The organism is Roseateles sp. GW821-FHT09G09 (assembly GCF_059415965.1).
Genome location: NZ_JBWKOG010000001.1, coordinates 430,304 through 450,490 on the forward strand (window position 1 = coordinate 430,304; position 20,187 = coordinate 450,490).

Annotated in this window: 20 protein-coding genes; 12 read left to right on the top strand and 8 right to left on the bottom strand. The window is 69.8% G+C overall.

All coding sequences use genetic code 11. The features are described from left to right. The first annotated feature begins 2 nt into the window (after positions 1 to 2). The 3 genes from AC07O8_RS01900 (at position 3) to AC07O8_RS01910 (ending at position 2,270) form a co-directional block, all read left to right on the top strand. Positions 3 to 1,226, top strand: coding sequence for an acetate/propionate family kinase (locus tag AC07O8_RS01900; protein WP_495046431.1), 1,224 nt, complete (start codon positions 3 to 5; stop codon positions 1,224 to 1,226). Between the two features lie 2 nt (positions 1,227 to 1,228). Next, positions 1,229 to 1,588: a hypothetical protein gene (locus tag AC07O8_RS01905; protein WP_495046432.1), complete on the top strand. Its 360-nt coding sequence runs from the start codon at positions 1,229 to 1,231 to the stop codon at positions 1,586 to 1,588. A gap of 76 nt (positions 1,589 to 1,664) precedes the next feature. Continuing rightward, positions 1,665 to 2,270, top strand: coding sequence for a DJ-1/PfpI family protein (locus AC07O8_RS01910; protein ID WP_495046433.1), 606 nt, complete (start codon positions 1,665 to 1,667; stop codon positions 2,268 to 2,270). Here the strand turns inward: AC07O8_RS01910 and AC07O8_RS01915 are convergent. Beyond that, complete coding sequence (locus AC07O8_RS01915; protein WP_495046434.1) at positions 2,254 to 2,862, bottom strand: hypothetical protein; 609 nt, start codon at positions 2,860 to 2,862, stop codon at positions 2,254 to 2,256. The genes AC07O8_RS01910 and AC07O8_RS01915 overlap by 17 nt on opposite strands. 172 nt (positions 2,863 to 3,034) lie before the next feature. Between AC07O8_RS01915 and AC07O8_RS01920 the strand changes: the two genes are divergently transcribed. Together AC07O8_RS01920 and AC07O8_RS01925 are read left to right on the top strand one after the other, a co-directional pair. Then, complete coding sequence (locus tag AC07O8_RS01920) at positions 3,035 to 4,675, top strand: peptide chain release factor 3 (RefSeq protein WP_495046435.1); 1,641 nt, start codon at positions 3,035 to 3,037, stop codon at positions 4,673 to 4,675. Positions 4,676 to 4,898: 223 nt separating this feature from the next. Further along, on the top strand, positions 4,899 to 5,702 hold the full coding sequence (locus AC07O8_RS01925; protein WP_495046436.1) for a substrate-binding periplasmic protein: 804 nt from the start codon (positions 4,899 to 4,901) through the stop codon (positions 5,700 to 5,702). Here AC07O8_RS01925 and AC07O8_RS01930 read toward each other — a convergent pair. Beyond that, entirely contained in the window at positions 5,653 to 6,762 is a 1,110-nt protein-coding gene (locus AC07O8_RS01930) for an NAD-dependent epimerase/dehydratase family protein (RefSeq protein ID WP_495046959.1), read from the bottom strand. The genes AC07O8_RS01925 and AC07O8_RS01930 overlap by 50 nt on opposite strands. Positions 6,763 to 6,992: 230 nt before the next feature. Here AC07O8_RS01930 and AC07O8_RS01935 point away from each other — a divergent pair, with 230 nt between their 5' ends. After that, positions 6,993 to 7,898 (top strand): LysR family transcriptional regulator, encoded by a 906-nt coding sequence (locus AC07O8_RS01935; RefSeq protein ID WP_495046960.1) that lies wholly within the window; start codon positions 6,993 to 6,995, stop codon positions 7,896 to 7,898. Here the strand turns inward: AC07O8_RS01935 and AC07O8_RS01940 are convergent, their stop codons facing one another. Continuing rightward, the gene (locus tag AC07O8_RS01940) at positions 7,899 to 8,864 is read right to left on the bottom strand and encodes an MBL fold metallo-hydrolase (protein WP_495046437.1); all 966 of its coding nucleotides are present in this window, start codon (positions 8,862 to 8,864) and stop codon (positions 7,899 to 7,901) included. Positions 8,865 to 9,286: 422 nt separating this feature from the next. On the opposite strand from AC07O8_RS01940, the gene AC07O8_RS01945 reads away from it, so the two are divergent. The 6 genes from AC07O8_RS01945 (at position 9,287) to ubiA (ending at position 15,122) form a co-directional block, all read left to right on the top strand. Continuing rightward, on the top strand, positions 9,287 to 10,060 hold the full coding sequence (locus AC07O8_RS01945; protein WP_495046438.1) for an ABC transporter ATP-binding protein: 774 nt from the start codon (positions 9,287 to 9,289) through the stop codon (positions 10,058 to 10,060). Between the two features lie 106 nt (positions 10,061 to 10,166). Beyond that, the gene (locus AC07O8_RS01950) at positions 10,167 to 10,874 is read left to right on the top strand and encodes an ABC transporter ATP-binding protein (protein ID WP_495046439.1); all 708 of its coding nucleotides are present in this window, start codon (positions 10,167 to 10,169) and stop codon (positions 10,872 to 10,874) included. Between the two features lie 98 nt (positions 10,875 to 10,972). After that, positions 10,973 to 12,181, top strand: coding sequence for an ABC transporter substrate-binding protein (locus tag AC07O8_RS01955; protein ID WP_495046440.1), 1,209 nt, complete (start codon positions 10,973 to 10,975; stop codon positions 12,179 to 12,181). A 20-nt stretch (positions 12,182 to 12,201) separates the two neighbouring features. Beyond that, a complete protein-coding gene (locus tag AC07O8_RS01960) occupies positions 12,202 to 13,089 on the top strand; it encodes a branched-chain amino acid ABC transporter permease (protein ID WP_297530240.1) in 888 nt (295 codons plus the stop codon). Continuing rightward, entirely contained in the window at positions 13,086 to 14,072 is a 987-nt protein-coding gene (locus AC07O8_RS01965; protein ID WP_495046441.1) for a branched-chain amino acid ABC transporter permease, read from the top strand. Before AC07O8_RS01960 ends, AC07O8_RS01965 begins: the two co-directional genes overlap by 4 nt. 132 nt (positions 14,073 to 14,204) lie before the next feature. Next, positions 14,205 to 15,122 (top strand): 4-hydroxybenzoate octaprenyltransferase, encoded by a 918-nt coding sequence (ubiA, locus tag AC07O8_RS01970; RefSeq protein ID WP_495046442.1) that lies wholly within the window; start codon positions 14,205 to 14,207, stop codon positions 15,120 to 15,122. A 10-nt stretch (positions 15,123 to 15,132) separates the two neighbouring features. On the opposite strand, the gene AC07O8_RS01975 is transcribed toward ubiA, so the two are convergent. The 5 genes from AC07O8_RS01975 to AC07O8_RS01995 form a co-directional block, all read right to left on the bottom strand. Continuing rightward, positions 15,133 to 15,747: a DUF4337 domain-containing protein gene (locus tag AC07O8_RS01975; RefSeq protein WP_495046443.1), complete on the bottom strand. Its 615-nt coding sequence runs from the start codon at positions 15,745 to 15,747 to the stop codon at positions 15,133 to 15,135. 141 nt (positions 15,748 to 15,888) lie between these two features. Beyond that, on the bottom strand, positions 15,889 to 17,019 hold the full coding sequence (locus AC07O8_RS01980) for an HPP family protein (protein WP_495046961.1): 1,131 nt from the start codon (positions 17,017 to 17,019) through the stop codon (positions 15,889 to 15,891). Between the two features lie 44 nt (positions 17,020 to 17,063). Then, positions 17,064 to 17,624, bottom strand: coding sequence for a chorismate--pyruvate lyase family protein (locus AC07O8_RS01985; protein ID WP_495046444.1), 561 nt, complete (start codon positions 17,622 to 17,624; stop codon positions 17,064 to 17,066). Between the two features lie 80 nt (positions 17,625 to 17,704). Continuing rightward, the gene (gene proC, locus AC07O8_RS01990; protein WP_495046445.1) at positions 17,705 to 18,520 is read right to left on the bottom strand and encodes a pyrroline-5-carboxylate reductase; all 816 of its coding nucleotides are present in this window, start codon (positions 18,518 to 18,520) and stop codon (positions 17,705 to 17,707) included. Positions 18,521 to 18,627: 107 nt separating this feature from the next. After that, positions 18,628 to 20,067 (bottom strand): aminotransferase-like domain-containing protein, encoded by a 1,440-nt coding sequence (locus AC07O8_RS01995; protein WP_495046446.1) that lies wholly within the window; start codon positions 20,065 to 20,067, stop codon positions 18,628 to 18,630. Positions 20,068 to 20,187 lie beyond the last annotated feature (120 nt).

Below are 20,187 nucleotides of genomic sequence, written 5' to 3' on the forward strand. Positions count from 1 at the left end.
CGATGAATCCACGGCTTGAAGGCGAATTCATCGCGGTCGTCAACGCGGGCTCATCCAGCATCAAGCTGTCGATGTACTCGCTGCACGAGGACCGCCGGCGGGGCCCGCTGCGGCTCGAGCTGCGCGCGCAGGTCGAGGGCATCGCCACCGCGACGCCGCATTTCGAGGCCGCGCACGCCGACGGCTCGAAAGCCGGGTCGCGCGACTGGCCGGTCGGCGAAACGCTGACGCATGAGGGCGCGCTCGATCACCTGGTCGAGTTCGTCACCCACGAATTTCCCGGCATCGAGATGCTGGGCATCGGCCACCGCGTCGTGCATGGCGGCACCGCGTTCGCGCAGCCGGTGCGGGTCACGCCGCCGGTGCTGGCGCAACTCGAGGCGCTGGTCTCGCTCGCGCCGCTGCATCAGCCGCACAACCTGGCACCGATCCGCCGCGCCTTCTCGGCGCTGCCGGGGCTGCCGCAGGTCGCGTGTTTCGACACGGCCTTCCACCGCGGCCAGTCCGATGTCGCCGACGCCTTCGCCCTGCCCTACGCGCTGTTCGAGGCCGGCGTGCGCCGCTACGGCTTCCACGGCCTGAGCTACGAGTACATCGCCTCGCGGCTGCCGACGCTGTCGCCGCGATTGGCGGACGGCCGCGCCGTCGTGCTGCACCTGGGCAACGGCGCGAGCGCCTGCGCGCTGCACCGCGGCCGCAGCATCGCCAGCAGCATGGGCTTCACCGCCGTCGACGGCCTGCCGATGGGCACGCGCAGCGGCGCGGTCGATCCCGGCGTGCTGATCTACCTCATGGACGAGCAGCGCATGGATGCGCGCGAACTCGAGACCCTGCTCTACAAGCAGTCCGGGCTGCTGGGCCTGTCGGGCATCTCCAGCGACATGCGCCAGCTGCTGGCGAGCGACGCGCCGCGGGCGCGTTTCGCGATCGACGTCTTCGTCCACCGCGTGGCCCGCGAGATCGGCGCGCTGGCCGCGGAAATGGGCGGCCTGGACGGGCTGGTGTTCACCGCCGGCATCGGCGAGCATGCCGCGGAGATCCGTCGGCGCGTGCTGTCGCGCTGCCTGTGGCTGGGGGTGTCGGTGCAGGACGCCGCCAACCGCGAGGGGCCGGCCGAACGCCGGATCAGCACCGTCGACAGCCGGTGCGAAGCCTGGGTCATCCCCACCGACGAGGAATTCATGATGGCCCGCCACACGTTCCGGCTGCTGGCCGGTGAGGAGTGACCATGCGAACGCCCAAGCAACGCTACAGCCACGAGGAGTGGGAGAAGACCGTCGAGGACGTGGACCTGCAGATCGCGCAACTGGCGATCATGTGCCACGTGCGGCTGCTCGATCCCGGCGTCATCGAGCGCGTGCTCGACAACGACCTGCGCATCTGCGGCGACGGTCACGAGAGCGGTTTCGAGAAGCTGCGCGGCATGCTCTACCTGCACTACGAGGTCCAGGCCCGGCTGGCCGAGGAGCTCGGCCCGGTGGATGCCGCCGAGGTCGTCCAGCGCGTGCGCCAGCACCTGCTGGTGCGCATCGGCACGCAGCTCGGGACGCTGGGCACGCAGACGCCGGGCAGCCCCGGGGGCCAATAACCCCGACGGCTTGGGCCTGGCGGGCGACGGCGCTACAGTGGGCCGCATCGCCTTGCGGGCCTCCCGGGTCTCCCTCATGCGCATTGCCATCCTTTCCTTCGACGGCTTCAACGAGATCGACAGCTTCGTCCCGATGGGGCTGCTGAACCGGCTCAAGCCGCTGGGCTGGTCCGCCGAGCTGTGCGGCCCCGGGCCGGCGGTCACCTCGATGAACGGCGTGACCGTGCAGCTGAAGCACCCGCTCGAGTGGGCCAACGAGGCCGACGCGGTCTGGTTCGGCTCCGGCATCTACACGCGGGCGATCGCCGAGAACTCGGCCCTGCTGGACCGGCTGCAGATCGATCCGACGCGGCAGCTGATCGCGTCGCAGTGCTCCGGCGCGCTGCTGGTGGCGCGGCTGGGGCTGCTCGGCGACGCGCCGGCCTGCACCGACTCGTCCACCCGCCCCTGGCTGGTCGAGGCCGGCGTGCGGGTCCTGGACGAGCCCTTCCACGCCCGCGGCCCGGTGGCCACGTCGGGCGGCTGCCTGGCCTCGCAGTACCTGTCCGCCTGGCTCATGTGGACCAAGGCCGGCGAGTCCGCCGCGCGCGACGCGCTGACCTATGCCGCGCCGGTCGGCGAGAAGGACGAGTACGTCGAGCGCCTGCTGGGGCGGGTGAGGCCGTTCATGGCCGAGAACTGACGGCCGGTCCGAACGGTGACTGGGTTGAGGTGTTCAACGCATCGCACCAATGACCAGGCGCTCCGTATCCTTCGATTCCCCACACCTCTTGATGCTGCTTGCCACAGATCAGGGGATTCACGGATCGCCCTCGACGGGTGTCGACGGTTCCGGCAACGGAGCAATCCTTCCCGTTGGTCGAATGGCACATGACTTCCCCTTGCGGAGTCCTGGACAGCAGGCGTGCGTCGACCGCTTCCCATTTTGCGAACAGCGACGCGTAGACCGTGTTGCACCAATGGCCTCGCACCTCGTAGCCGTCGTTGGCATAGGCGAGCGCGTGCTGCCGACCACAGGAGAACCCCCTCAGACTCATGTCACGGCTGCCGCCGTTGACGTCGAACCACCACAGGTCGTTGTTGGACGCGCATCCTCGGTCTTTCTCCGGTTTGTGCCCATCGAGAGACAGACAGCTGAGATCGCCGTTGGCATCCAGGCGGAAGGACCGGTTTCCATATTCGACAAAATGCCCGAGAGCACCTGCCTGGGCGTAGGGGAGACAGGAGACGGCGAGCGCCGCGGCAAGCAATCGGAAGCGGGATGACAGTCGCATGGAGAAGCGCAGAGCGTTGTTGAAGCTCCGCTAGTGCCCGTGTCCCGCCGCAGGCGCATGACAACCGGCTGCGTCCGGCTGGACCGCACGGGGCCATCGTCGATAATCCCGCCCTTCGCCGCCGTCGCGGCAGCCCATTTCCGCGCCCGACGCCGATCGCGCGCCGCACGCCATGTCCACCGACCAGCCCAGCCGTATCCCCGCCGAAGTGCGCCGTCGCCGCACCTTCGCCATCATTTCCCACCCTGACGCGGGGAAGACCACGCTGACGGAGAAGCTGCTGCTGTTCTCGGGCGCGATCCAGATCGCGGGCTCGGTGAAGGCACGCAAGGCGTCGCGGCATGCGACCTCCGACTGGATGGAGATCGAGAAGCAGCGCGGCATCTCGGTGGCCTCCTCGGTGATGCAGATGGAGTACCGCGACTGCGTCATCAACCTGCTGGACACCCCGGGCCACCAGGACTTCTCGGAAGACACCTACCGCGTGCTGACCGCCGTCGACGCGGCGCTGATGGTGATCGACGCGGCCAACGGCGTCGAGCCGCAGACCCGCCGGCTGATCCAGGTCTGCCGCGCGCGCAACACGCCGATCCTGACCTTCGTCAACAAGATGGACCGCGAGGTCCAGGAACCGCTGGCGCTGATGGACGAGATCGAGCGTGAGCTGGGCATGACGGTGGTCCCGTTCACCTGGCCGGTGGGCATGGGCAAGCACTTCCACGGCGTGATGGACCTGCGCCAGCAGCGCATGCGCGTGTTCGCGCCCGGCGAGGACCGCGCCGCCGGCACCGAGGAAGTGCTGGACGGCCTGGACAACCCGGCCTACGCCGAGCGCTTCGGCCTGCAGTACGAGAACGCGCAGGGCGAGATCGAGCTGGTCAAGGAAGCCGCGCCGGCCTTCGACGAGGAAGCCTTCCTCGGCGGGAAGCAGACGCCGATGTTCTTCGGCTCCGCGGTCAACAACTTCGGCGTCCAGGAGGTGCTGGACGCGCTGGTCGAGCTGGCGCCCGCGCCGGCCGAACGGGCCGCGATGCAGCGCGTCGTGCAGCCGGAGGAACCCAAGTTCACCGGCGTCGTCTTCAAGATCCAGGCCAACATGGACCCGGCGCACCGGGACCGCATCGCGTTCCTGCGCGTGGCCTCGGGCCACTTCGAGCGCGGCATGCGCCTGAAGGTGGTGCGCTCCGGCAAGGAGCTGCGGCCCAACACGGTGGTGAGCTTCCTGTCCCAGCGGCGCGAACTGCTGGACGAGGCCTTCGCCGGCGACATCATCGGCATCCCCAACCACGGCGTGCTGCAGCTCGGCGACACGATCACCGAGGGCGAGGCGCTGCAGTACACCGGCCTGCCCTTCTTCGCGCCGGAAATGTTCCGGTCCGTCGAAGTGGCGGACCCGCTCAAGACCAAACAGCTGCGCGAGGGCCTGCGCCAGCTCGGCGAGGAAGGCGCGATCCAGGTCTTCCGTCCCGAGGCCGGCAGCGTGCTGCTGCTGGGTGCGGTCGGCCAGCTGCAGTTCGAGGTCGTCGCGCACCGGCTGGAGCATGAGTACGGCGTCAAGGCCCGCGTCATGCCGGCGCGCTACAACGTCGCGCGCTGGGTGACCTGCGACGAGGCGGACGGCGGCGAGAAGGAACTGCGCCGCTTCATCGACCACAACGCGCACCGCGTCGCGTGGGACGCGGTGAACGCGCCGACCGTGCTGCTCGAGTACGCCGGCGAACTCCGCGCGATGCAGGAGAACTGGCCGAAGATCAAGTTCCACGCGCTGCGCGAACATGCGGGCCTGGTCTTCCAGAAGCAGATGGACGCCTGACGGGGCAGTCCGGGCGGTTGACGCGGGTTGACGCGGGTTGGCGCGGGTCGACTCGGGCTGACGAAGGTTGCCGCGGGTCGATGGGTCGACGGGCCGACCGCCGTCGACGGCAACGGGGTCAGGTCTTTCTCCCCGGAGGTCGAGGCGGGCCGCCGTGAGCTTGTTGACGTTTATGCAACGACATCGTTGTCGTCCTGTCACCGCCCCTTCCTACACTGCATCGATGTCCCACGTGATCGAGCCCCTGCCGGAGCGCCGTCTGTGCTGCCTCCTGCTGGCGGCCGGACTGCTGCCGGGCGCCCTGCCCGCGGCCCTGGCCACGCCGGCGGCGCGCACGGCCGCCGGACCGGAGGAACTGGTCGCATTCACCGAGAGCCTGCCGCCGCTGAACTACGCCGAGAACGGCGAGGCCCGCGGCTTCAGCAGCGAGCTCCTGAAGGCGATGGCGGCCGACGCCGGTCTCTCCCTGCGCACGCAGGTGCTGCCGTGGCAGCGGTCGGTGCAGGAGGCGGCGCGGCGCGCGGACAGCGTGCTGTTCTCGCTGACGCGCACGCCCGAACGCGAGACCCAGTACCGCTGGGTCGGGCCGATCAGTCCGCGTCGCATCCTCGTCTACCGGCTGAGCCACCGCACCGAGGTGCGCCCCACCAGCCTCAGGCAGCTCAACGGCTGGCGGCTGGGCGTGTCGCGCGATTCAGCCGCCGCGAAGCAGCTGATCACCGGCGGCCTGCGACCGGAGACCGAGCTGGAGCTCGGCCTGGACGACGCGACCAACCTGCGCAAGCTGCTGGCCGGCCGCATGGACCTGATCGTGCTGCTGGACTGGGCCGCGGCCTGGCATCTGCGCGAGCTGAAGCTGCCCTATGCGACGCTGACGCCGGTGCTGCCGATGGACGTCGACAAGTCCTACTGGTACGGCCTGCCGGTGGACGGCGATCCGGCCACGGCGCGGCGCCTGCAGGCCGCGCTGGACCGCCTCAGGCGGGATGGGCGTTACGAGCGCCTGCGGCAACGTTATTTCGATTGAGCGTGGCCGTCGCGGCGGTTCCGGCGGCAGCCGGCGCGACGGGCAGGCACCCGAGCGCTTCCAGCGTGCGTTCGATCGCCAGGTCCAGCGGCGTGTGCGGCACGCCGCCGTGGCCGGCCAACTCCGCGGCCAGGCGCGCCTCGTCCATGCGCAGCGGCTCGCGCCACAGGTAGCGCATCTCGGCGAGCTCGCGAAACAGCGGCACCACCGGCTGCGCCAGGCGCACCGCCCACCAGGGGAAGTGGCTCAGGCGGGGCTGCGCGCCGGTGCGGCGCTGCACGACACGACGGATCGCTTCCGCCATCTGGCGCCCGTCGGCGTCCCAGTGGCCCGCGAAATGGAAGCGCGCGAAGGCCGGCAGCGTGTCGCAGCGTTCGATCAGCGCGGCCATCGCGGTCGCGACATCCGGCAGATAGGCCCATTGATGGCCGACACCGTCGGTGCCGGGCTGCTGGATCCGCGTCACCGGCTGGCCCGGCGTCACCAGTCCCTGCGAAAACCAGCTGTTCGCCGCGCCGGGTCCGAAGAAGTCGCCGGCACGCAGCACGATCGTCCGGAAGGCGCCGCGCGCTGCGCCTTCCTGCAGGCGGCGCTCCATCTCGACGCGGATCGCGCCCTTGCGCGTCAGGGGCCGCTGCGGCGCATCCTCCTTCGGATGGGGCATCGCGTCGGGTCCGAAGTTGTAGACGGTGCCGGGCAGCACGACGGTCGCGCCCCGGGCCGACGCGGCGGCGATGGTGTTGTCGAGCATCGGCAGCACCAGCTCGCCCCAGCGCCGGTAGCCGGGCGGGTTGACGGCGTGGACGATCACGCTGCAGCCCTGCGCGGCGCGCTGCACGTCCTGGGCGTCGAGCGCGTCGCCGCGCAGCCACTGCAGGCCGTCGCGGTGTTCGGATTCGCTGGCCAGTCCGCGCTTGAGCGCCCGCACCGTCCATCCGGCATCGCGCAGGGCCCGGGCCACCGCCCCGCCGACGCCGCCGCTCGCGCCGAGCACCAGCGCCGTCCGCCGCGCCACCGCCGTCATCGCGGCCAGCACACCGATCGCATCCATCGAAGTCATCGCATCCATCGTCAGCTCCTGTTGGACCGCGCCGGTCCTGTTGGGTGAAGGCATGGGAAGGATTCTGGGAAAAAGCGGCTTTCCTGAAAATTACCGAGCGTCGCCAGGCGGCTATACATTTCTGCATGGCTTCGAAGACCTCCCCGCGGACAACGCAGATCCCCTCCTTGGCCGACGCTGACGATGACGCCGCCACCGACACCGCGGCCGGTACCTCCTCCAGCACCGGCATCGCCTGGGAGTGGTACCGCTCCTTCCTGGCGGTGCTGCGGGAAGGCTCGCTGTCAGGCGCCGCGCGGGCGCTCGACCTGACGCAGCCGACGGTCGGGCGGCATGTGGCGGCGCTGGAGGCGCAGGTGGGGCAGTCGCTCTTCGTGCGGACGCCCGCCGGCCTGCTGCCGACCGAGGCGTCGCTCGCGCTGCGGCCCTATGCGGAAGCGATGGACAGCACGGCCGCCGCGCTGGAGCGCACCGCGCGCAGCCACGGCGACGGCGTGCGCGGCATCGTGCGCGTGACCGCGAGCGAGGTCATCGGCGTGGAGGTGCTGCCGCCGCTGATCGCCGGATTGCGCGAGCGCCATCCGGCGCTGATCGTCGAGCTGGTGTTGAGCAACCGGGTGCAGGACCTGCTGCGACGCGAAGCCGACATCGCGATCCGCATGACGCCGCCGAAGCAGGAGCAGCTGATCGCACGACGCGTCGGCGTGATCGAGGTCGGCCTGCACGCGCACGAGCGCTACCTGGCGGCGCACGGCACGCCGGACTCGATGAAGGCCCTGCTCGCGGGCGGCCATGCGCTGATCGGCTACGACCAGCCGGCGCCGTATGTCCGCGAGCTGGCGCGGCGCTTTCCGGGGATGGACCGCGAGCACTTCGCATTGCGCGCGGACAGCGACCTCGCGCAGCTCGCGCTGATCCGGGCGGGCGCGGGGCTGGGGCTCTGCCAGGTCGCGCTGGCCAGGCGCGATCCGGCGCTGCATCGCGTGCTTGAGACCCCACTCAGCATCCCGCTGGAGACCTGGGTCACGATGCACGAGGACCTGCGGGACAGCCCGCGCTGCCGGGCGGTGTTCGATGCGCTGGTGGCCGGCCTCGAATGTCATGTCGAGGCCGGCGGCTCCGCAAGTCTCAGCTGATCACGGCTTGATGCTGTAGTTCGCCGGCACCCAGCGGTAGCCCTTGCCGTCCGCGGTCACGTGGCCGAGGCCCGGGAAGGACACGTGCGCGATCGCGACCCAGTAGCCGTTCTTCGCCGCGTCCGCATAGGCCTTCTGGCGCTGCGGCATCGCCTGCTTCGAGTCGCTGTCGAAGTTGATCGTGACCGACGGATCCGGGAACTGCACCGCCGCGACGTGCATCAGGTCGCCCCACACCGCCAGCTTCTGGCCCTGGCTCTCCACCATGTAGACCGTGTGCCCCGGCGTGTGGCCGTAGGCCGCATGCGTGCGGATGCCCGGCACCAGCTCGGTCTCGCCGCTGAACGGCTTCAGGCGACCCGCGTCCTGGTACGGCTTCAACGCCGCGATCGCCGCGCCGAAGAAGTCCTTGTGACCCGGCGCCGCCTTCGAGGCGTTCGCCGCGTTCAGCCAGTAGTCGGCATCGTGCTGGTCCATCCGGACCACGGCGTTCGGGAACACGGCCTGGCCGTCCTTGGTCAAGCCGGCGGCATGGTCGGGATGCAGGTGGGTGATGTAGACCTCGTCGACCTGCTCCGGCTGGTAGCCCGCCGCCTTCAAGTTGGCCAGCAGCTTGCCCGTCGTCGGTCCGAACGCGCCGTTGGCGCCCGTGTCGATCAGCACCAGCTTGGTGCCGGTGTTGATCAGGTAGCCGTTGATCGAGGTCTCGACCGGCGGCTTCAGGTAGTTCTTGCCCAGCGCCTTGACCACCGTGCCGGGCTTGGCCTTGTCCATCAGCTGGTCGACCGGCAGATCGATCGTGCCGTCGCTGAGCGCAGTGATCTCGAAGTCGCCGAGCATCAGCCGGTAGTAGCCCGGCGCCTGCGTCTTCACCTGCGGCGCGGCCGCCTGCACGCCCGCGGCAGCCAGTGCGATCGCGAGGCCGAGCGCGAGGCCGAACGCGGCGAATTTTCCAGAACGGATCATGGGGAATCTCCTGTGCATGTGATGCGAATGTTCGTCGTGACCAATATGTTCGACGTGACGCGTGCGTCGAGGGCAACGGTGTCGGGTCGAGCCGCCGCGCAGCATAGCCACGCCTCGATCCGCTCACCTGCCCAGTTCGGAAGAAGCACCGTTCTCCCGCTGGAGATTCCGGTGACACGCGCTCGTCAGGACGGCGTTGTGGCACGTCCTGGCCCCTCGAGGGAACGCGGCGCGTCAGCCTCGTGCAAGACAGGTGCGGCGTCATGTGGAACCACCGCGCCGCCCCGGGCACAGAGGCCCGAGGGTTAGCCCTTGCGCAATGCTGCGTAAAGGGTTTTACGCTGTCGAGGGGCCCCGCCAGGGCCCTAAATTCCTGGCTCCACTACAGAGGCACCGGACCACCGGTGCCCACCCTTGCGCCGATGAGCAACCTCATCCTGGAGACACGCAAACTGACCAAGGAGTTCAAGGGCTTCACCGCCGTGGACTCGGTCGACCTGCAAGTGCAGCGCGGGCATATCCACGCGCTGATCGGCCCCAACGGCGCCGGCAAGACCACCTGCTTCAACCTGCTCACCAAGTTCCTGATCCCGACCCGCGGGCAGATCCTCTTCAACGGTCACGACATCACCGGCGAGAAGCCCGCGCAGATCGCGCGCCGCGGCGTGATCCGCTCGTTCCAGATCAGCGCGGTCTTTCCCCACCTGACCGTGCTGGAGAACGTCCGCATCGGCCTGCAGCGCTTCACCGGCACCAGCTACCACTTCTGGAAGGGCCTCGGCGGCCTGTCGAAGCTGGACGGCCGCGCGCTGGAACTGCTGGAGCTCGTCGACCTGCGCGACATGGCCGCGCTGCGCGCCGCCGACCTGCCCTACGGCCGCAAGCGCGCGCTGGAGATCGCCACGACGATGGCGATGGAACCCGAACTGATGCTGCTGGACGAGCCGACGCAGGGCATGGGCCACGAGGACGTGGACCGCGTCACCGCGCTGATCAAGCGCGTCGCCGAAGGACGCACGGTGCTGATGGTGGAACACAACATGAAGGTGATCAGCAGCATCGCCGACCGCATCACCGTGCTGGCCCGCGGCGCCGTGCTGGCCGAGGGCGACTACGCCACCGTGTCCCGCCATCCCAAGGTGCTGGAGGCCTACATGGGCTCCGAGGCCACCGAGCTGCAAGGAGCACATGCATGAAGCCGACGTGCCGTTGCCGCTCGGCGTGCGCCGCGCCGGGCCGCCCCAAGCAAGCACGCGTCCCCTCGGGGGACCGGCCGATGCTTGCCTCGGACGAGGGGCTCCAATGAACGCGCTCGAGATCAAAGGACTCCAGGCCTGGTACGGCGAGAGCCACATCCTGCACGGCATCGACCTGGCGATCCCGCAGGGTCAGGTCTTGACGCTGCTCGGCCGCAACGGCGCCGGCCGCACGACGACGCTGCGCGCCATCATGGGCCTGACCGACCGCCGCAGCGGGTCGATCAAGGTCCACGGCCAGGAATGCGTCCACCTGCCCACGCACCGCATCGCGCGCCTCGGCCTGGGCTACTGCCCGGAGGAGCGCGGCATCTTCGCGTCGCTCAGCACCGAGGAGAACCTGCGTCTGCCGCCGGTGTTCAAGAGCGGCCGCGGCAAGGTCATGTCCGAGGACGAGATCTACGCGATGTTCCCCAACCTCTCCGAGCGCCGCCACAGCCCCGGCACGCGGCTGTCGGGCGGCGAACAGCAGATGCTGGCCGTGGCCCGCATCCTGCGCACCGGCGCGGACATCCTGCTGCTGGACGAGATCTCCGAGGGCCTGGCCCCGGTCATCGTCCAGGCGCTGGCCCGCATGATCACCGCGCTGAAGGCGCAGGGCTTCACCATCGTGATGGTGGAGCAGAACTTCCGGTTCGCCGCGCCGCTGGCGGACCACTTCGTCGTGATGGAACACGGCCAGGTGGTCGAGTCCTTCAGCGCCGCGCAGCTCGACAGCAAGCGCGCGCTGCTCGACGAGCTGCTGAGTGTGTGATCGGCCTTCCGATACCGGCAGCCGCAGAACGATTTCCCGAGCTTCGAGTCTGAAACCCGCATGGGCCCGTTGAGGCCGTTAGAACAAGGAGACAAGCGATGAAGACGACCCTCAAAACCGTTGCCCTGGCCTCGGTGCTGGCCTGCGGCAGCCTCGCCGCACAGGCGCAGATTTCCGGCGACACGGTCAAGATCGGCATCATCACGGACATGTCGAGCGTCTACGCCGACATCGACGGCGCCGGCGGCGTGGAAGCGATCCGCATGGCCATCGCCGACGCGAAGGGCCAGGTCGCCGGCAAGAAGATCGAGCTGGTCTTCGCCGACCACCAGAACAAGGCCGACGTCGCCGCCTCCAAGGCGCGCGAATGGTTCGACACGCAAGGCCTGGACCTGCTGATAGGCGGCACCAACTCCGGCACCAGCCTGGCGATGGCCAAGGTCGCGGCGGAGAAGAAGAAGCCCTTCATCTCGATCGGCGCCGGCACCTCGCGCCTGACCAACGAGGAATGCACGCCCTACACCATCCACTACGCCTACGACACGGTGGCCCTGGCCAACGGCACGGGCGCGGCGGTGACCAAGTCGGGCGGCAAGACCTGGTACTTCCTGACGGCGGACTACGCCTTCGGCACCTCGCTGCAGGCCGACACCTCGGCGGTGGTGGCCAAGTCCGGCGGCCAGGTGCTGGGCGCGGTGAAGCATCCCCTGAACGCGAGCGACTTCTCCTCCTTCCTGCTGCAGGCGCAGAGTTCCAAGGCGCAGATCCTGGGCCTGGCCAACGCGGGCGGCGACACCATCAACGCGGTGAAGGCGGCCAACGAGTTCGGCATCACCAAGACGATGAAGCTGGCCGGCCTGCTGATGTTCATCAACGACGTGCACTCGCTGGGGCTGAAGACCACCGAAGGCATGTACCTGACCGACAGCTGGTACTGGAACCAGAGCCCCGAGGCGCGCGCCTGGGCGCGCCGCTTCTTCGAGAAGATGAAGCGCATGCCCTCGTCGCTGCAGGCGGCGGACTACTCGGCGGTGTCGCATTACCTGAAGGCGGTCGAGGCGCTCAAGTCCGACGACGGCGACAAGGTCGTCGCGCAGATGAAGGCCACGCCGATCAACGACTTCTACACCAAGGGCACGATCCGCAAGGAAGACGGCCGCGGCGTGCACGACATGTTCCTGCTGCAGGTGAAGTCGCAGAAGGAGTCCGCCGAGCCGTGGGACTACTTCAAGGTCGTGACCCGGATCGCCGGCGACGACGCGTTCACCAAGCTGGCCGACTCGAAGTGCCCGCTGGTCAAGAAGTGAGCTGAGGCCGGAGACACCGCATGACCGACTTCTTTGGCGTCCCGTTGCCGGCGCTGCTGGGCCAGCTCCTGCTGGGGCTGGTGAACGGGTCCTTCTACGCGATGCTGTCGCTCGGGCTTGCGGTGATCTTCGGCATGCTGAACATCATCAACTTCGCCCACGGCGCGCTGTACATGATGGGCGCGTTCCTGGCGTGGATGGGGCTGGAGTACTTCGGCATCAACTACTGGGCGATGCTGCTGATCGCGCCGCTGATCGTGGGGGTGTTCGGGCTGGTGATCGAGCGGCTGCTGCTGCAGTGGCTCTACAAGCTGGACCACCTCTACGGCCTGCTGCTGACCTTCGGGCTGACGCTGGTGATCGAAGGGGTATTCCGTTCCTTCTTCGGCGTCGGCGGGCAGCCCTACGCGGCGCCGGAGGCGCTGTCGGGCGCGACCAACCTGGGCTTCATGATCCTGCCGAACTACCGGGCGTGGGTGGTGGTGGCCTCGCTGGTGGTGTGCCTGGGCGTGTGGGTGCTGATCGAGAAGACCTCGCTGGGCGCGACGCTGCGCGCCGGCACCGAGAACCCGAAGCTGGTGCAGGCCTTCGGCGTGAACGTGCCGCGGCTGGTGACGCTGACCTACGCCGGCGGCGTGGCGCTGGCGGGTTTCGCCGGCGTGCTGGCCGCGCCCATCCTGCAGGTGAATTCGCTGATGGGCTCCAACCTGATCATCGTCGTCTTCGCGGTGGTGGTGATCGGCGGCATGGGCTCGATCCTGGGCTCGATCCTGACCGGCCTGGGGCTGGGCGTCGTCGAGGGCCTGACCAAGGTCTTCTATCCGGAGGCGTCCAACACGGTGGTGTTCGTCGTCATGGCCCTGGTCCTGCTGGTGCGTCCCGCCGGCCTGTTCGGCAAAGAGAAATGAACAAGAAACCGCTGGGCTATGCCGCCCTGTTCATCGCCATCGCGCTGCTGCCCTTCCTGGGCGTGTACCCGATCTTCGCGATGAAGGTGATGTGCTACGCGCTGTTCGCGTGCGCCTTCAACCTGCTGATCGGCTTCACGGGACTGCTGAGCTTCGGCCATGCGGCCTTCCTCGGCGCGGCGGCCTACGGCGCCGGGCATGCGCTGAAGGTCTGGGGATTCCCGCCGCTGGTGGGCATCGCGTTCGGCACGCTGATGGCGGCGGTCGCGGGGCTGGTGTTCGGGCTGCTGGCGATCCGGCGATCGGGGATCTACTTCTCGATGATCACGCTGGCGCTGGCGCAGATGCTGTTCTTCTACTTCCTGCAGGCGCCGTTCACAGGCGGCGAGGACGGCCTGCAGTCGGTGCCGCGCGGCAGCCTGCTGGGCATCAACCTGGAAAGCGACAGCGCGCTGTACTACCTGGTGCTGGCGATCTTCGTCTTCGGCTTCTGGCTGATCTACCGGACGGTGCATTCGCCCTTCGGGCAGGTGCTGACGTCGATCCGCGAGAACGAGGCGCGGGCGACCTCGCTGGGTTACGACGCGGCGCGGTTCAAGCTGATGGCCTTCGTGCTGTCGGCGGCGCTGGCCGGGCTGGCGGGCGCGACCAAGACGCTGGTGCTGGGCTTCGCGACGCTGACCGACGCGATCTGGACGACGTCCGGCCTCGTGATCCTGATGACGCTGGTGGGCGGCATGGGGACGATGGTGGGACCGATCGTGGGGGCGCTGGTGATCATCGCCCTGGAAAACAAGATCGGTGACCTGGGCCAATGGCTGGCCAACCTGACCGGCATCCAGTGGTTCACCGGCCTGGGCGAGTCGGTCAGCCTGGTCACGGGGCTGATCTTCATCGTCTGCGTGCTGGCGTTCCGGCGCGGGCTGGTGGGCGAAGCCGGGGCGCTGTTCGAACGGCTTCGCAAGCCGGCGAATGCTCGTTAAATCGAGCCTTATCGCTTTAATGCTCGATTTGACGAGCATGGAGATCACTCAGCGCCGCGCGCCGCGTTGAGCGATGCGCGCAACGCGAGTGCCCGCTCCCCCCACCCCGCGCCCGGCGCGACAATGCGCGCCATGACCTCCGCAGCCCCCGCTCCCGCCGCGCCGTCGCGTCTGTCGCTCTACCTGAACCTGATCCGCTGGGACCGCCCCACCGGCACCTACCTGCTGCTGTGGCCGACGCTGGCCGCGCTGTGGATGGCCGCCGACGGCTGGCCGGGCTGGCACCTGCTGCTGGTCTTCACGATCGGCACCTTCCTGATGCGCAGCGCCGGCTGCGCGGTCAACGACGTCGCCGACCGGGACTTCGACAAGCACGTCAAGCGCACCGCCCAGCGGCCGGTGACCTCGGGGCTGATCTCCGTGAAGCTGGCCCTCGTGCTCGGCGCGGTGCTGGCGCTGATCGCCTTCGCGCTCGTGCTGACGACCAACCCGCCGACCATCCTGCTGTCGTTCGCCGCGCTGGCGGTGACCATCCTCTACCCGTTCACCAAACGCTGGGTCTCGATGCCGCAGGCCGTGCTGGGCGTGGCGTTCTCGTTCGGGATCCCGATGGCGTTCTCCGCGGCGCTCGGCGGCCGCGAGTGGAGCCTGCAGGCGATCCCCGCCTCAGTCCCGATGGCCGCGTGGGGCCTGCTGGTCGCCAACCTGTTCTGGGTGCTGGCCTACGACACCGAGTACGCGATGGTCGACCGCGACGACGACATCCGCATCGGCATCAAGACCTCGGCGCTGACGCTGGGCCGCTTCGATGTCATCGGCGTGATGGCCTTCTACGTCGCGTTCCTCGCGCTGTGGGCCGCGCTGGGCCTTCGCCTGGGCATGGGCCACTGGTTCCTGGCCGGCCTCGCCGTCGCGGCGGCCCAGGTCGTCTGGCACTACACGCTGATCAAGGACCGCAGCCGCGAGGGCTGCTTCAAGGCCTTCCGCGAGAACCACTGGGTCGGCTTCGCGCTCTTCGCGGGGACGGTGGTGGATCTGGCGCTGCGCTGAGCGGTCCGGCTCAGGAGAGCCACTGGACGATCGCGTCCGGATGCAGCGGCCATCCGGCCAGTCCCGCCACGCCCATCAGCACGCCGAAGACCGTCGGCACCATCGCCGCCGCGTACAACCACCACAGCTGCGTCAGCGCGGTCACCGCCAGCATCGCGATCGCGATGGCCAGCAGCGCATCGGACAGGTCGAACTGGTCGTCGCGGTAATTGAGCGCGTCGTAGCGCCGCTGGTCGGCCTCGGCCTGCTTGCGGAGCTCGTCCTTCTTCGCCGCCTGGTCGGCGGCGAGCGTCTCGTAATGCGCGATCGCCTGGCGGTAACCGTCGGCCGCCGACGCTGGCGCACCGATCGCCTGCAGCTTCAGCTGAGTCAGCGCGGCCTTGGCGACCTCCTCCCGCGCGTTGCGCGCCTGGTAGAAGGACCAGTGGTCGATCTTGTCCGCCTGCGCCTGCTGCATGCCCTGGCCGATGTTGTCGTCCTTGATCTTGCAGATGCCCATGAAGGTCGCCAGCAGCGCGACGGTCAGCGCGACCGCCACGTTGAGCCGGGACTGCGGCGTCGGGGCCTCCGCCCGCTCGTTGGCCTGGCGGGCGGTCTCAATCAGTTCGTCGGGGTCGATGTCCATCGGCGGCGCGGTGTTCAGAATCGGCCGCGGTAGCATAACGAGCGAAGCTGAGCGGGACCTGTACGGCCGCTTAGTCCGCGCTTAGTCCTTGCCTAGTCGCGCTCAGTCCGCGCTTGGGCGCCGCCAATGGGCGCCCTTCGCTCAGCGCTGATCCACCCGCACCAGCGCCGCCACCAGGTCGGACTGCGTCAGGATGCCGACCAGTCGCGCCTCGTCGCCGACGATGGGGATGTGGTGGTGGCCGGTCGCCGCGAACAGCGGTACCAGGTCCACCAGCGGCCGGTCCGCGCTGGCCACGCGCACCTGCCGGCTCATGATCTGGCCGACCACCTCCGGCTTGTCGCTGTGCGTGGTCGGCGTCGGACGGATCATGCGGCGCAAGCGCGTCGCCCAGTCGTCGTGCAGGTCCAGCGAGGCGCCGCGCATGAAGTCCGCCAGCGTCACGATGCCAACCACCCGCCGCGCCCGGTCCACCACGGGCAGCGCCTTGATCTGATGCGTCCGCAGCAGCGCCCAGGCGTCCTGCAGCGGCGTGCCCCACTCGACCGTCTTCACGTCGCGCGACATCACGTCGGCGCAGCGCAGCGTCGTCATCCGGCGCCGCGTGGCCAGCAGGCCGGCTTCGTCGACGATGGCCTGCAGATCGTCCCGCGGGATGTCCAGCACCTGGTTGTAGTGCGCCAGCACCGTGTCCAGGTCGACGCCGCTGAACGGCGGTGCGCCTCCCGTCGCCCCGTCCGCTCCGCCGGCCCCTGCCGTGGCGCCGCCCTTCGGCGGCGCGGCAGAGACCGTCGTCTGCGGATGCGGGTACTTGCGTCCGGTGATGCTGTTGTAGGCCATGCCGGCGAGCACCATCAGGACCGAGTTCAGCAGCACCGGGTCGAGCGCGAAGCGCCAGTCGTGCACGCCGCTGAGCACCATCAGCAAGGCTGCGGCGCCGCCGGGCGGATGCAGGCAGCGCAGCAGGAACATCAACCCGATGGCGCCACCGACGGCGATCGCGGCGGCCAGCTCCGGCGTGCCGCCGAACAGGTGTGCGCAGGCGATGCCGACCAGTGCCGACGCCGTGTTGCCCATGATCACCGCCCAGGGCTGGGCCAGCGGACTCGCCGGCACGCCGAACACCAGCACCGCGCTCGCGCCCAGCGGCGCGACCAGCCACGGCACACCCGGCACATGACGGGACAGCAGCTCCGTGAGCACCCCGGTCAGCAGCAAGCCCGCGATCGCACCGGCCACCACGCGCAGCCGCTCGCGCGCATCGACGCGCATCGGCGCCGGGCGGAACGCCTGCAGCCAATGGCGGAACCGGCTCCTCACCGGCGCGGCCTCGACCTGCGCCTCAGCGGTCCGGGATCGCGCAGCGCGACGTCCGGCACGAACATCTCCATCACCCGCAGCTGCTGCCCGTGCCGGGTGAAGACCGAGTTGCGCGACCACTGCATCAGCGCGGGCGCTTCGGTGCCCGTGGCGGCCAGCCATTGCCGCTGCATCTGGCGATGCGTCGCGCCGTGCCGTGTGACGCGACGCGGCTGCAGCTCGCTGCGATGGATGCGGGGGTCGTCGTAGAGTAGGTGGCCCAACGGTCGGCTGCCCAGTCCCTTCAGCGCCTTCCACGGACCGGCCACGGCGTGGCCGTGCACCGCCGAACGCGCCCACACCAGCGGTCGGCCGTCAACGCGCAGCAGCACCTCGCGCACGAGCGTCAGGCCGCGCTTGGGCAAGCCCAGCGCGGCGCGCTCCTGCGGCCGCAGCGGCGCGGTCGTCTGGCGCAGCACCTGCACCTCATAACGACAGCCGGTGGCGGCCAGGCGCTTGCTCAATGAACCCGGCGCGTGCAGCCACGCGCGCAGGCTCCAGCGATCGGCGATCCCCATGGATGGAAGCAGCTCTCAGCAATCAGTCAGAAGGCGGCCGACGAGCAACGCGTGGGCCGTCGGTCTCGGGCGCGGTGGCATCAAGCGCGGCCGAACTCGTCGCCCAGTTCGCCGGCGCGCCGGTGCGCGGCCTTCACGGCGCGCTCGACCGCCTCGCCGACACCGTCGGCCTGCAGGCTGGTGATCGCGGCGTGCGTGGTGCCGCCCTTGGACGTCACCTTCTCGCGCAGCGCGGTCGGTGAATCGCTCGACTGCAGCGCCAGCGCCGCGGCACCGCCGCACGTGGCCAGCGCGAGCTCGCGCGCCTGGGTCTCGTCCAGGCCCAGCGCGCGCGCGGCGGCGACCATGTGCTCGACGAGGAAGAAGAAGTAGGCCGGCCCCGAGCCGGACAGCGCGGTGACCGTGTCGAGGTCGCCCTCCTTGTCGACCCACATCGTGCGGCCGGTCGGCTGCAGCAGCTGCTCGACCAGCGCGCGATCGTCGGCCGTCACGGCGGCGCTCGCGTGGAGTCCGGTGATGCCCTGCCCGATCAGCGCCGGCGTGTTGGGCATGCCGCGCACGACGCGCGAGGCGCCGGTGGCGCGCGCGATCGCGTCGCTGCGCAGACCCGCCATCACCGACAGCTGCAGCGCGCCGCCGACATGCCGCGCCACGGGTGCGGCGGCTTCCTGGAACAGCTGCGGTTTCACCGCCCAGACCACGGCGCGGGCTCGGGCCAGCGCGGCCTCCGCCGCCGCCAGCGGCCGGATGCCGAAGTCGGCGGCCAGGCGCTCGCGCTGCGCCTCGAAGGGCTCGACCACCAGCAGGTCCTCGGCCGGGACACCGGCCCGGCGCAGGCCGCCCACGATGGCGCTGGCCATGTTGCCTCCGCCGATGAATGCGATGCAGGAATTCATGGGCCGGCAGTTTAGTCCCGCCCCGGCGCAGGAGCGGATCCGCCTCGGGCGCTCAGCGCGCCATCAAGCTGCCATCAACCCGCCATCAGCGGGCCGTCAGCGGACCCTCAGCGCGCTCTCAGCATCGATGCGCAGAGCTCGCCGAGCGTCGCGATCGCGCGCCGTTGCGCGTCATCCATCGGATTGCCGGCGTTGATGCGGATGAAGTGGTCGAAGCGCTCGGAGTTCGAGTACATCAGCCCCGGCCCGAGCCGGATGCCCTTCTCCAGCGCGGCGTCGAACAGCGCCAGCGAGGACAGGCCCTCGGGCAACTCGACCCACAGGCTCGGTCCGCCCGGCGGCAGGCTGAGCCGCGTGCCGGCCGGCAGTTCGTCGGACAGCGCCGCCACCATCTGCTCGCGCTGCGTCGCCAGCCTGGCGCGCAGCGCACGCAGGTGGCGCTCGATCTGGCCGCCCGCCAGGAACTCCGCCAGGATGGCCTGGCCGAGCATCTCGTTGGGCCGGCTCTGCGCGTACTTGAGGATCTCGACGCGGGGCTGCCAGCGCCCCGCCGCGATCCAGCCCACCCGCATGCCGGGCGCCAGCGTCTTGTGCAGCGACGAGCAGAAGATCACCCGACCCGTCGTGTCCCAGGATTTGATCGCGCGCTGCGGCGTGTCGCACAGCAGCGCATAGGTGTCGTCCTCGATGAGCGCGAGGTCGCGGGCCTCGCAGACCGCGAGCAGCGCCTGCTTGGCCGCGTCCGGCATCACCGCGCCGAGCGGGTTCTGCAGGTTGGGCACGACGACCACCGCCTTGAGCCGCGGCTCGCGCAGCGCCGCCGCCTCGAAGGCCTCGACCGACAGCCCAGTGTGCGGACTGGTCGGGATCTCCAGCGCGCGCAGGCCCAGGCTCTCGAGCAGCTGCAGCAGGCCGTAGTAGGTCGGCGATTCGACCGCCACCACGTCGCCGGGCGTCGTCACCGCGCGCAGCGCGATGCCGAGCGCCTCGGTGCATCCATGCGTGATGACGAGTTGGGCCGGATCGAGCTGGATCTGCGCGTTGAGCGCCAGTCGCGACAGGCCCTGGCGCAGCGCGAGCAGGCCTTGCGGATCGGGCTGGATCCCGAGGATCTCGGGCCGCCGGCGCAGCAGGCGCTGGCCGTGCAAGGCCAGCGCGCGGGTCGGATACAGCGAAGGATGCGCACAGGCGCCGGACAGGTTGACCTCCGGCTTCGCGGCGATGCCGCGGGTGAGGATCTCGGAGATGCGCTCGTGCACGCCGACGAAGCGCGCCGGATCGGCCTGCGTCTCGCGGGGCTCGGCGGCTCGCGCCAGACGCGTGGGACGCGGCGGCCGCACGAAGTAGCCGGCGCGCTGGCGGGCCTGCAGCAGGCCCTGGCTTTCGAGCAGCCGGCAGGCCTGCAGCGCGGTGCTCAGGCTCACGCGGTGCAGGCCCATCAGCGTGCGCACCGACGGCATCCGGCTCCCCGGCGGCATCGTGCCGGCCGCGATGGCCTGGCGGTAATGCGCGGCGACCTGCGCGTACAGAGGGTCCGAAGCATCCATGCCGGCGATTCTGCGCTCGCGCTCAGGCGAAACACCGGAACAGCCGGCGCGCAGTCGATACGGAACAGCCGCGCCTCGGTCGCTGTTACGCAGAACAAATGGCGCCGCTGTGCCTGTCAG

Bases quoted from the DNA above. Each gene is read 5' to 3' on its own strand.
- AC07O8_RS01900 (WP_495046431.1), top strand. From the start codon at position 3: ATGAATCCACGGCTTGAAGGCGAATTCATCGCGGTCGTCAACGCGGGC.
- AC07O8_RS01905 (WP_495046432.1), top strand. From the start codon at position 1,229: ATGCGAACGCCCAAGCAACGCTACAGCCACGAGGAGTGGGAGAAGACC.
- AC07O8_RS01910 (WP_495046433.1), top strand. From the start codon at position 1,665: ATGCGCATTGCCATCCTTTCCTTCGACGGCTTCAACGAGATCGACAGC.
- AC07O8_RS01915 (WP_495046434.1), bottom strand. From the start codon at position 2,862: ATGCGACTGTCATCCCGCTTCCGATTGCTTGCCGCGGCGCTCGCCGTC.
- AC07O8_RS01920 (WP_495046435.1), top strand. From the start codon at position 3,035: ATGTCCACCGACCAGCCCAGCCGTATCCCCGCCGAAGTGCGCCGTCGC.
- AC07O8_RS01925 (WP_495046436.1), top strand. From the start codon at position 4,899: ATGTCCCACGTGATCGAGCCCCTGCCGGAGCGCCGTCTGTGCTGCCTC.
- AC07O8_RS01930 (WP_495046959.1), bottom strand. From the start codon at position 6,762: ATGACTTCGATGGATGCGATCGGTGTGCTGGCCGCGATGACGGCGGTG.
- AC07O8_RS01940 (WP_495046437.1), bottom strand. From the start codon at position 8,864: ATGATCCGTTCTGGAAAATTCGCCGCGTTCGGCCTCGCGCTCGGCCTC.
- AC07O8_RS01945 (WP_495046438.1), top strand. From the start codon at position 9,287: ATGAGCAACCTCATCCTGGAGACACGCAAACTGACCAAGGAGTTCAAG.
- AC07O8_RS01950 (WP_495046439.1), top strand. From the start codon at position 10,167: ATGAACGCGCTCGAGATCAAAGGACTCCAGGCCTGGTACGGCGAGAGC.
- AC07O8_RS01955 (WP_495046440.1), top strand. From the start codon at position 10,973: ATGAAGACGACCCTCAAAACCGTTGCCCTGGCCTCGGTGCTGGCCTGC.
- AC07O8_RS01960 (WP_297530240.1), top strand. From the start codon at position 12,202: ATGACCGACTTCTTTGGCGTCCCGTTGCCGGCGCTGCTGGGCCAGCTC.
- AC07O8_RS01965 (WP_495046441.1), top strand. From the start codon at position 13,086: ATGAACAAGAAACCGCTGGGCTATGCCGCCCTGTTCATCGCCATCGCG.
- ubiA (WP_495046442.1), top strand. From the start codon at position 14,205: ATGACCTCCGCAGCCCCCGCTCCCGCCGCGCCGTCGCGTCTGTCGCTC.
- AC07O8_RS01975 (WP_495046443.1), bottom strand. From the start codon at position 15,747: ATGGACATCGACCCCGACGAACTGATTGAGACCGCCCGCCAGGCCAAC.
- AC07O8_RS01980 (WP_495046961.1), bottom strand. From the start codon at position 17,019: ATGCGCGTCGATGCGCGCGAGCGGCTGCGCGTGGTGGCCGGTGCGATC.
- AC07O8_RS01985 (WP_495046444.1), bottom strand. From the start codon at position 17,624: ATGGGGATCGCCGATCGCTGGAGCCTGCGCGCGTGGCTGCACGCGCCG.
- proC (WP_495046445.1), bottom strand. From the start codon at position 18,520: ATGAATTCCTGCATCGCATTCATCGGCGGAGGCAACATGGCCAGCGCC.
- AC07O8_RS01995 (WP_495046446.1), bottom strand. From the start codon at position 20,067: ATGGATGCTTCGGACCCTCTGTACGCGCAGGTCGCCGCGCATTACCGC.